Annotated in this window: 10 protein-coding genes; 5 read left to right on the top strand and 5 right to left on the bottom strand. The window is 59.0% G+C overall.

Annotation, left to right across the window (positions count from 1 at the left end; all coding sequences use genetic code 11):
* Positions 1 to 258 (bottom strand): sulfatase-like hydrolase/transferase (locus WBG04_RS18935; protein WP_424316283.1); only part of this gene is annotated, 258 nt, incomplete at its 3' end.
* Between the two features lie 248 nt (positions 259 to 506).
* On the opposite strand from WBG04_RS18935, the gene glpK reads away from it, so the two are divergent.
* On the top strand, positions 507 to 2,003 hold the full coding sequence (glpK, locus tag WBG04_RS18930) for a glycerol kinase GlpK (protein ID WP_424316282.1): 1,497 nt from the start codon (positions 507 to 509) through the stop codon (positions 2,001 to 2,003).
* A gap of 74 nt (positions 2,004 to 2,077) precedes the next feature.
* Here the strand turns inward: glpK and WBG04_RS18925 are convergent, their stop codons facing one another.
* The 4 genes from WBG04_RS18925 to ykgO form a co-directional block, all read right to left on the bottom strand.
* A complete protein-coding gene (locus tag WBG04_RS18925; RefSeq protein ID WP_424316281.1) occupies positions 2,078 to 2,746 on the bottom strand; it encodes an HAD family hydrolase in 669 nt (222 codons plus the stop codon).
* Positions 2,743 to 3,432 (bottom strand): translation initiation factor IF-3, encoded by a 690-nt coding sequence (gene infC, locus WBG04_RS18920; RefSeq protein ID WP_424316280.1) that lies wholly within the window; start codon positions 3,430 to 3,432, stop codon positions 2,743 to 2,745. The genes WBG04_RS18925 and infC overlap by 4 nt, the downstream gene beginning before the upstream one ends.
* Positions 3,433 to 3,608: 176 nt before the next feature.
* The gene (thrS, locus tag WBG04_RS18915; RefSeq protein ID WP_424316279.1) at positions 3,609 to 5,483 is read right to left on the bottom strand and encodes a threonine--tRNA ligase; all 1,875 of its coding nucleotides are present in this window, start codon (positions 5,481 to 5,483) and stop codon (positions 3,609 to 3,611) included.
* A gap of 223 nt (positions 5,484 to 5,706) precedes the next feature.
* On the bottom strand, positions 5,707 to 5,871 hold the full coding sequence (ykgO, locus tag WBG04_RS18910) for a type B 50S ribosomal protein L36 (RefSeq protein ID WP_379710838.1): 165 nt from the start codon (positions 5,869 to 5,871) through the stop codon (positions 5,707 to 5,709).
* Positions 5,872 to 6,117: 246 nt separating this feature from the next.
* Between ykgO and ruvB the strand changes: the two genes are divergently transcribed.
* From ruvB to WBG04_RS18890, 4 genes are all read left to right on the top strand, one after another.
* Entirely contained in the window at positions 6,118 to 7,146 is a 1,029-nt protein-coding gene (gene ruvB, locus WBG04_RS18905; RefSeq protein ID WP_424316278.1) for a Holliday junction branch migration DNA helicase RuvB, read from the top strand.
* 46 nt (positions 7,147 to 7,192) lie between these two features.
* Positions 7,193 to 7,618 (top strand): Fur family transcriptional regulator, encoded by a 426-nt coding sequence (locus WBG04_RS18900; RefSeq protein WP_424316277.1) that lies wholly within the window; start codon positions 7,193 to 7,195, stop codon positions 7,616 to 7,618.
* A gap of 14 nt (positions 7,619 to 7,632) precedes the next feature.
* Complete coding sequence (locus tag WBG04_RS18895; RefSeq protein ID WP_424316276.1) at positions 7,633 to 7,869, top strand: hypothetical protein; 237 nt, start codon at positions 7,633 to 7,635, stop codon at positions 7,867 to 7,869.
* A partial coding sequence (locus WBG04_RS18890; RefSeq protein WP_424316275.1) for a site-specific integrase occupies positions 7,862 to 8,271 on the top strand: 410 nt, incomplete at its 3' end. The genes WBG04_RS18895 and WBG04_RS18890, both read left to right, overlap by 8 nt.

Genomic DNA, 8,271 nt, shown 5'->3' with positions numbered 1-8,271 from the left:
GTGCTGGTGGGTTCCGGTCGTTGTTTGCATCACACCGGTGATGATGGCCGACCGCGCCGCGGAGCAAACCGGCGCGGGAACATAGGCTCTTTTGAACAAAACACCGCTCGCGGCAAGCGCATCGATTGCGGGGGTATGGCCCAAATTTATCGGATCATCATAGCAACCCATGTAGGGCGAGAGGTCTTCGGAAAAGATCCATAGAATGTTCGGGCGTTCTCCAGCCGGTGCGATGCCGGTCAGAACGAGAACAAGCAAGAAGACCAAAGGGAGATTCAACGAGGGTCTGAGAAAACGACTTTGCATGAGCTACTTCGGCTACTGCCTCACGAACCGTGATCTTGCGAGGATGTGGTTCATCGGCCACCGTGGCAATGCTTCGTCATTCCAGGAATGCCAGACTGAAAGGCGTTCATCGTTGGTCTCTTCTAAAAAGGCTTTATCGTACTTCCCTTTCGATCCTTGAGAGCCACTTCAAGCAGACTCTTCCCATCCCAAAAACTCCCATGAACCCGGATAAATTCATTCTCGCCCTCGATCAGGGAACCACCAGCTCCCGCGCCCTTGTGGTCAATCACGCCGGTGAAGTGGTGTCTTCGAGCCAGATGGAATTCAAACAGATCTACCCGAAGCCCGGCTGGGTTGAACATGATCCCATGGAGATCTGGGCAAGCCAGTCGGCCACCGAAGCGAAGGCGCTTGGCATGGCTGGCCTCAGGCACCACGACCTCGCCGCCATCGGCATCACCAACCAGCGCGAGACCACGGTCGTTTGGGACAGGCACACCGGAGTTCCGGTTTACCACGCCATCGTTTGGCAGGACCGCCGCACCGCCGACTACTGTACGAAGCTCAGGCAGGAAGGGCGCGAACCCTGGTTCGGCGACCGAACCGGACTGCGGCTCGACCCCTACTTCTCCGGCACCAAGCTCCGCTGGATCCTCGAAGAGGTCGAAGGTGCCCGAACTCGCGCTGAAGCCGGTGACTTGCTGTTTGGCACGATCGACAGCTGGTTGGTCTGGAAGATGACCGACGGCGAAGTCCATGTGACCGATGCCAGCAATGCCTCGCGAACCCTGCTCTACAACATCCACAGCGGCGACTGGGATGACGAGATCCTGAAACTCTTCGGGATTCCCCGCACCATGCTGCCTGAAGTGAAAAGCAGCAGCGAGGTCTATGGGCTCTCGACCAAAAACGTACCGATCGCCGGAATCGCGGGCGACCAGCACGCGGCACTTTTCGGTCAGGCATGCTTTGAACCCGGCATGGCCAAAAATTCCTACGGCACCGGCTGCTTCTTACTGATGCATACCGGCGAAACAGCAGTCCGATCAAAAAACAACCTACTCACCACCATCGCCTGGCGCATCGGGGACAAAACCGAATATGCCCTCGAAGGATCGGTTTTCATGGGTGGCGCGGTGATTCATTGGCTACGCGACGAAATGCAACTGGTGAAATCCGCCGATGAATGCAGCGAGCTCGCCGCGCTGACGCCCGACGCTGGCGGCATGTATCTGGTGCCAGCCTTCGCCGGTCTCGGAGCTCCGCATTGGGACCCCTACGCACGTGGAACCTGTGTCGGGATGACCCGCGGAACCAACCGCATGCACTTCTGTCGGGCCGCTCTGGAAGCGATCGCTTTCCAGAGCGCCGAACTTGCCGAGTGCATGACCAGGGACAGTGGCATCGAGATCACGGAACTGCGGGTCGATGGTGGCGTCTCGCGCAGCACACCCATGATCCAGTTTCAGTCAGACCTCCTCGACGTGCCCGTCATCCGTCCGGAAAATGTCGAAACCACCGCCATGGGTGCCGCCTATCTCGCCGGTCTCGCAGTCGGATTCTGGGACAACAAGGAAGAAATCCGCTCGCTCTGGAGTGAGGACATCCGCTTCAAACCGGAGCGGCCAGCCGGCGAAATGAGTACCCTCATGGACGGATGGAAACGAGCGGTGGAACGAGCGAAGGCATGGGAAGCCCGCGAAGAGGCATCTTAAATTGCCAAGCGTGCGATTCAGACAAACGGACGGCATGGATTGCGGCTTTGAACCGTCCATCCTCAATCAAGGCACTAGCCGAGAAAACCCTCAAGATCGGCAAGAACCTCGTCGGCTCCGAAGTCCCGGAGTTCCTGCTCGCTGAAACCTCCAGTCGCCACCGCCAGACATCTGGCTCCCATGGCGTGGGCACAGGCGATGTCCTTCGGCGTGTCACCGATCACCAGAGTCTCCTCAGGAGAAAAATTCCTCCCGGCAAAATCCGCGGCGCGTTCCAAGGCGACCGGGCCCAGCTTGTTCCGATCCGCAAAGTCGCATCCGTAGGCACCAAAACCAAAGTGGTGATGCAAACCGTAATGGCGCATCTTGGTCGCCGCTCCGGCAGCGATATTGCCGGTCAGCAGCCCGACCGTGACTTCATCATTGCCTGCCAGTCGATCGAGCAACTCGGTCACACCAGGCAGCACCCGACCTTCAAATCCTCCGTTCGAAAGATTCCATTCGAGACGCTCCAGATAGACGGCGAAGAAGCTTTCGATTCCCTCGACCTGCTCCGGCTGACCGAAGTGAGCCAACATCCCCGCGACGAGTCCCAAATCCGTACTTCCTGCGAGGTCCAGCTCGGGGCCTTCCGCGCCGAAATGTACCCTCGTCGCTTCCTTCAGCGCCTTCATCCCGGCTCCTCCGGTATCGACGAGCGTGCCGTCGATATCGAAGAGCCATAACTTGATGGAGCTGATCAAACCTTGAAGGGATCGACCTCTTTATCGGCGGTCTTGCCGTCGTCGGAATCGCTCGCCTCGTCATCGTCATCCTCATCCGCGGCGACGAATTCGACGTCTTCGTCCTCATCGTCCTCATCGGCAGCGAATTCATCTTCATCGATGAGTTCACCATGGTAGAGATGGAACTTCCGCTGACGCTGCGCCTTCGGCAGTGGCGACAGCAGCATGCCGACAGCGCGTCCGCTGAGACGCGGCTCCTGGTCGACGTTGGCCATCGTCTTGAGATCGCCGATGATCCGGTTGAGCTTGTCGAAACCGAGCTCCTTGTGGGCATTCTCACGACCACGATACTGCAGCACCACACGCACCTTGTGCCCTTCGTCGAGGAAGGTCTCGATGCGGCCAAGCTTGATGTTGTAGTCGTGCTGCTCGGTCCGGACGCGGAATTTGATTTCCTTCATCCGCGTCGCATTCTTCGAAGTCTTTTGCTGCTTCTGAAGCTTCGCCTGCTCGTACTTGTACTTGCCGTAGTCAATGATCCGGCAAACCGGCGGATCCGCTTTGGCAGCGATTTCCACCAGGTCGAGACCCACCAATTTGGCTTTCTGCAATGCCTCCATCGGAGTCATGATACCGAGCTGCTGACCGTCCGGAAGAACCACCCGGACACGCGGAGCGCGGATCCGTTCGTTGATGCGGGTCATGTCACGCGGAGCGCGATTGTAGCGTTTCTTTTTCTTAGCGATAGCTTTAGGAGGCGTTTGGTTCAGTGCGACACGGAGGCACGCGGATCATTCCGCAGGCTTTTCCGCGAAGGAGGTCGAGAAACGTTGGTCCGGAGTTCCATCATACGGACGCGTCAGCGCGAAGACCGGCCATCTCAAAGGGACCGGTTTGCAATTTCTTCGCGTATCGTTTCAACAAAATCATCAATGGGCTGGGAGCCGAGGTCGTCTTTGTCGCGGTGACGGATGGATACCGTTCCCTGCTCGACCTCGCGAGCGCCTAAGACGAGCATATAAGGCACGCGATCCAACCGGGCAAGACGAATCTTGGCCCCCACCTTGTCTGAGCTCCGATCCAGGCTCACCCGCACGCCGGCATCGGCCAGCTTGGCGGTCGCCTCCTCGGCTGCCTCCATGAATTTATCCGAAATCGGCAGCACCCGCACCTGCTCAGGAGCCAGCCAGGTCGGGAATTTGCCCTCGAAATGCTCGATCAGCAGACCCGTAAAGCGCTCCAGCGAGCCAAAGGGCGCGCGGTGAATCATGACCGGCCGGTGGACCTTGTTGTCGGCACCGACGTATTCGAGCTCAAAGCGTTCCGGCAGATTGTAGTCAACCTGCACGGTGCCCAGCTGCCAGTCGCGACCGATCACATCCTTGACCACAAAGTCGATTTTCGGGCCGTAAAAGGCCGCCTCGCCAAGCTCGACCGTGTAGTCGACGCCGAGCACCTCGACCGCCTCCCGCAGCGCCCCCTCGGCCTTGTCCCAATTCTCCGCCGAGCCCACATACTTGTCGCTGTCCGGATCACGGAGCGAGAGCCGCACCTTGTAATCGTTCATGCCAAGCGTGCTGAGCACCGTCTTCACCAAGCCGAGGCATTTTTGAACCTCGTCCGCCACCTGATCCGGCGTGCAGAAAAGGTGAGCGTCGTCCTGAGTAAAGCCACGGACGCGAGTCATGCCTCCCAGCTCGCCACTCTGCTCCCAGCGATAAACCGTTCCGAATTCCGCCAGCCGAACCGGCAGATCACGATACGAATGATGCTCGCTCGCATAGATCTTGATGTGATGCGGGCAGTTCATCGGCTTGAGCATGTAGCCTTCATAGGCCCCGCTCTCCAAACCATTGATCAACTGGTCACAACTGGCGTTTTCATCCGCCAGCTTCTCCAGCGTATCGCGCTCGGGAATCGGCGCATACTGGCTGTCCTGATAGTACGGAAAATGGCCGCTCGTGCGGTAAAGATCGAGCTTGCCGATGTGCGGCGTGAAGACCTGCGAGTAGCCCTGCTTGTCGAGCTCCGAGGTAATGAAATCCTGCAGAGAACGACGCACCAGCGCGCCCTTCGGCTTCCACAGGATCAGTCCCTGACCGACCGCTTCATCGATGTGGAAAAGGTGCAACTCACGGCCCAGCTTGCGATGATCCCGCTTCTTCGCCTCCTCCAAACGCTCCAGATGACCCATCAGTTCATCCTTCGTCGGAAACACCGTACCGTAAACCCGCTGCAGCTGACCCTTCTTCTCGTCACCCATGTAGAATGACGAGGAAACACTCATCAACTTGCAGTGCTTCGTCTTCGCGGTGGAGCCCACATGAGGACCCGCACAGAGATCGATGAACTCACCATTTTGGAAACAGGAAATCTCCTCACCCTCGGGAATCTTGTCGATCAGATCGAGCTTGAAGCGGCTCGCGTTCCCCGGCCGTTCGGACAGCCCGCCAAGCCGACCGCTCTCCGCCATCGCCTTCGCCTCATCGCGCGAAATCACCACCCGCTCGAAACGCTGGTTCTCCTTCGCCACCTTCCGCATCTCCGCCTCGATCTTCTCGAAATCATCCGGCGTGATCCGGTGCTCCATGTCGAAGTCATAATAGAAGCCGTTTTCGACCGGAGGACCGTAGGCAAACTGCGCATCCGGCCAGATCCGCAGGATGGCGGTCGCCATGACGTGAGCTGTGGAATGGCGAAGCCGTTCCAAATCCGTCATCTGCTGGCGTTCATCGAGGGTCTTGCGTTCGGACATGCGGCCCCGGAGAAAGCAGAGCAGCCGTCGGCTGACAATCGCGAATCCGCATTTCCCGCAGCTCAGACCCGCTTCTCCCAATATTTTCGACCCATCACGCCGACCTCACCCTCCGGAAAGCCGCCTTCAATCCCCCCTGAGGATCATGGCGCCGCTCGAGCTCCACAAAAAAAGGCGACTCCGAAACCGGAGCCGCCTTTCGAAAATAGGATTCAGCCGAAGCTTACTTCACGCCCTTCTTGGAAAGCCGGGTGCCCTTGGTCGCGCCCTGGCGAGCTTTGAACTTCGGGTTCGACTTGCAGATGACGTAGGTCGTGCCCTTGCGGGAAACCACCTGACAATCGGTGTGGCGACGCTTGGCGGATGCGAGAGAGGAAAGAACTTTCATGGCAAAAATCGTTGGAAACCCTTGCGGGGCCGCGAAAACTACGGATCCGGCCTGCCTTGTAAAGACGATTCTCCCTAAAAACTCTCGGTATTCCCTCCAATCAAGCCCCGATCACCACCACCGCCCATCGACTCGTGACCTGACTCACCTCCCACCCGCCTTGGCCGATGATCGAAAGCGCTCGTTCTTCACGAAATTCCGTGTCCCCTGCCCCGCTCTGTGGTCCTCTCCTCGCAGCAACGCCCGATGAGCGAGAATTTCTACCAACAGACCACGTCCGAGCCAATCTCGAGCTTCGATGTCTCCCTCCGGCCTCCAGCATTTTCCGAGTTCATCGGCCAGGAAAAGGTCAAGGAACGCCTGCTGCTGATGGTGGCAGCAGCGAGAAACCGCGGCGATGTCCTCGACCACGTACTCCTTTCCGGGCCACCGGGACTCGGGAAAACAACGCTCGCCAACATCATCGCCAGCGCCACCGGTTCCCAACTCCACACCACCTCGGGCCCTCAGATCGAAAAGGCAGGCGATCTCGCTGGCGTCCTCACCAATCTCCAGAAGGGCGATGTGCTCTTCATCGACGAGATTCACCGCCTGCATCCGGCAATTGAAGAATACCTTTATCCGGCAATGGAGGACTTCCGCCTCGATATCATCATCGACTCCGGACCATCCGCCCGCTCGATCCAGCTCAATCTCCCACGCTTCACCCTCGTCGGAGCCACCACCCGCTCCGGCATGCTCACGGCCCCACTCCGCTCCCGCTTCGGACTCGTCAACCGACTCGATTATTACACCACCGAGGAGCTCGCCTTGATCATCGAGCGCTCTGCCGGATTGCTCGACATCCCGATCAAGCAGGATGGATCAATGGAAATCGCCTCACGCTCGCGCGGCACACCCCGCGTGGCCAATGCGCTGCTTCGCTGGGTCCGAGACTATGCTCAGGTCCGGGCCGATGGCACCATTACCGGACCGATTGCCGACAAGGCCCTCGCGATGATCGAGATCGATTCCGACGGCCTCGACGAAATGGACAAGCGCCTGCTGGAAGCCGTGATCTACAAATTCCAGGGCGGACCAGTCGGGATGGGATCCGTTGCCGTCGCCGTTGGTGAAGACGCCTCGACTCTGGAGGAAGTCCACGAGCCCTTTCTCATCCTCCAAGGCTTTCTCCAGCGCACACCCCGCGGACGAATCGCCCTCCCTGCGGCCTACGAAAAGATCGGCGCTCCGCTACCGAAAAGAAGCGAAGGCATCCAACCCGATCTCCTCTAAGATTTCCGTTCCATCCTTCGCCCACCTGACTTAGAGTCACCCATTCATGGACCCCTTAGTTGCCGAAACCGTCGACCGATGCCGGGAGCTCGGTATGCGTCGCACCAAAGCCCTTGAGCAGTTGCTTGCCACCCTCCTTGAATCGGAGCGCCCGATGACCCTCAGCGAACTCGCCGAGTCCGAGCGTCTGACCGCCCAATGTGACAAGGCAACCGTCTTCCGCCTCTTGCAGCGCCTTGCTGAAAAAGGCATCGTCCGCCGCCTCGGACTTCACGAGCGCGCCGCCTATTTCACGCTACTCGTCCCAGGCCGTCATCAGGACTACCTGATCTGCACCGAGTGCGGCTTGATCGAGTCCGTCAAGGCACCCTGCCCGGTTCACCAACTTGAGGAGGAAATCCGGGAGAAAACCGGTTTCAGAAACCTTTATCACGAACTTGAATTCTTCGGCACCTGCCCGTCCTGTGTCTGAACCACTTGGCCACCATGAACCGCCTGATCCGCATCGCCCTGACCATGTTCGTTTCCTCGACCATCCTGCTGCTCCTCGTCAGGCAGCGCCTGAAGCAGGTCGAAGGCCTGGCGGATGACGTGGTCCGCAGCGAAGCCCAGATGGCAAGTGTCGGCCTCATCATCGCCGGCGCCCTGGCGGCGGGCGGCTTCATCCTGATCATCGTGGCGATGACTCGCACCCGCCGAAAGAAGCTGCCGAAGCATGAGTGATGACCTCACCGCCGACTTCCTCCAATTCATGGAAATCGAACGCAGTGCCTCACCGCGAACGATCATCAACTACCGGGCCGCACTCGACGGCTACCGCGCCACGCGCGAACCGGATTTCCCCGGCTGGCGCCATCTAACAGCAGACGATTTCCGCGCCTGGCTCTTCCAGATGATGAAGGAAGAACTGGCCCGATCGACGATCCGACTGCGCTTCGCTGCCATGCGGTCTTTTTATAAATTCCTCGTCCATCGCCGCGGATTTCCAAAAAGCCCCGTCGCGGAAGTTCAGCTTCCGAAGCCCGAAAAGAAGCTTCCAGTCGTCCTCAGCATCGCCCAGATCGACGAACTACTTTCCATCCCCCTGAATGTTGAGATCGCCAAGAACAGCCCCCCGTGGCTCCC

The sequence above is a fragment of the Haloferula sp. genome, from assembly GCF_049672945.1.
Taxonomy (GTDB): Bacteria; Verrucomicrobiota; Verrucomicrobiia; order Verrucomicrobiales; family Akkermansiaceae; genus Haloferula.
Note: the sequence above shows the minus strand (reverse complement) of the source record. Positions and strands in the feature narration are given on the sequence as shown.